This is a genomic window from Streptomyces sp. NPDC014006, assembly GCF_043088925.1.
Lineage (GTDB): Bacteria > Actinomycetota > Actinomycetes > Streptomycetales > Streptomycetaceae > Streptomyces.
In genome coordinates this window covers 1-2,155 of record NZ_JBICAJ010000053.1, presented here as the reverse complement: position 1 = coordinate 2,155, position 2,155 = coordinate 1, and the positions used below count along the sequence as shown (strand labels likewise).

Below are 2,155 nucleotides of genomic sequence, written 5' to 3'. Positions count from 1 at the left end.
CCCGATTCGACCGCTCATGCTCAGGCCTGCCCGCTCATGCTCAGGCCTGCCAGCCACCATGCCAGGGCCGGACGGAGGTTAAAGAACAAGCTCAGATACAGGATGGCCAGGCTCGTCAGCAATGTGACTCCTGAACTCGCCGCAGGCCTCGAATCCGCTGCTCAGCACTTCCTTGCCGCGCCGGCATCGCTGACGAGCCCACAGCCTGCACCCGCCGATGTCCCTTCTTGCCTCGCTCGCTCCACCTTCCTGGACCGGACCCAGCAAGCATCGACATCGCGAGACTCCACCGGCTCATCCGCCACGATCGGATTCCCGTTCCCACAGCGGCAAAGACACTGGGAGTGACGAGCGAGACCACAAGGTGGTCCTCCAGAAGCATCCTGCACTGTCACGGTTCCTTCCACTCCCGATCGCGTCACGGACCGCTGAGAGGCCACCGGAGATCGTTGCCCGTCTACTGCGCTGCCCGGCCTGGTTACACTCGCCGCCATGCCCTTGACCTGCTTGGACCTGGTCGATGAAGCCGAGGCCCTGGCTCTCGTCGGCCCCGACGCCGAAGTGTTCACGATCGGCGGCGCTGTCGTCGGGTTCGGCGCGACAGAGACCGTGATCATTGCGGACGCTGTGGATGGCGTGACCACCAGCTGCGTGTGGAACAGCAGGGAGTTCCGGCTGCACGGCCAGGGCCCAGCCAGGCTCGCCTCACAGATCTGGGGTGCAGAGCCCCGCCGACCCATGCACGCGTTCATCCGGCTCGGAGAGGAATGCATATACCTTGGCACGGCACGGCCGGTGAGAGGTGAACAGAGCAACGACCAATTCATGCTCTGCGTGCTGCGCCTCGACTCCCAACTGGACCAAGAGGTGCTCGACAGAGTCCGGCCGCCGACCAAGCCACCCGGCCTTCCCGGCCTGGAGTGGCTGGATCACGTGAACACCGACCGTGGTAAGGCCCTTGAGCTCTTCGTCAAGGGCTGGTTCCCGGCGACCAGCACAGACGGACTGGTCACCGACATACCGGGTTCTGTTCCGTGGGCGCTGGCCGACTTCTACCGCCTGGCCGCACAGCGCCCGGCCGTTTTCGGCAGGCAGAACACGATCCTGCCGGCCAGTGGACTGCGCCCGGACAACAGCGCGGAGCGACTCGTCTTCGGCGTCGAGAACCAGGGCTGCTGGACCTGGTCGATCCCCTGGCAGCCCGGTGCCACCGATGGTGATCCGACCGTCTGGTTCGAGGACGATCACCTTGTGCCCGAACAGGAACCGCTGAGCGGGTTCCTCCTGCAGTTCTTGCTGCATGAAGCCGCCATGACCGCTCCCTATGTGGCCCGTTCCCACGACGTTCCCAAGGACTCCCTGCCGATGCTGGAGAGCTGTCTTCAGCGAGTGCCCCTGCGGCCGTTCCTGTCACCCGTCGCACCGATGGACTTCCTGGTCGCCCACGGCCTGGTCGCTGACGTCACACCCGACTGGGACGAGAACAACCTCCAGGTCTGGATCGGCGCCCAGCATCGCAGCGCACTGCATCCCCTCCGCCAGCTCGACATCCCCTGGTTGACATTCGACGGCTGACGACGATCACCAAAGCACGGGGCATGCCGAGCTGGCTCGAGAACGGTTGCGCTCCTGCCTCCCAGGGACACTTATGGTGTGATCCTTCGTTGATCCGTGCATGGCGGATCTCGTGGAGCGACTGGTGCCGGACGAGTTGTGGGTGCTGTTCCGGCGGGTGGTGCCGCCGACTGAGGTGACACGTCCGCAGGGCGGTGGCCGACGCCGGGCGGGTGACCGCGCGAAGCCCTTGCCGCGATCATCTTCGTGGCGAATTCAGGCTGCACGTGGCGGCAACTGCCGCCCGTGTTCGGTCCGGCCTGGCCCACGGTCTACCGCCGGTTCGCCCAGTGGAGCCGGGACCGGGTGTGGGCCAGGCTCTACCGCGTGATCCTCGACGAACTCGGAGCGCGGGGCGAGCTGGACTAGTCGCGATGCGCGATCGACTCGGTCAGTCTGCGGGCGGCAAAAGGGGGCCACTGACCGGACCGAATCCGACCGACCGCGGCAAACTGGGACCGAAGATCCACCTGATCTGCGACCGGAACGGACTGCCACTCTCCCTGGGCATCTCCGGCGCGAACATGCACGACAGCCAGAG

General features: G+C 65.8%; 1 protein-coding gene and 1 pseudogene. Both read left to right on the top strand.

All coding sequences use genetic code 11. The features are described 5' to 3' along the window. Window positions 1-492: 492 nt before the first annotated feature. The gene (locus ACF1GV_RS42545) at window positions 493-1,575 is read left to right on the top strand and encodes a hypothetical protein (protein ID WP_391692534.1); all 1,083 of its coding nucleotides are present in this window, start codon (window positions 493-495) and stop codon (window positions 1,573-1,575) included. Between the two features lie 100 nt (window positions 1,576-1,675). Further along, window positions 1,676-2,155: pseudogene (locus tag ACF1GV_RS42540) on the top strand (IS5 family transposase); the annotation flags it as partial.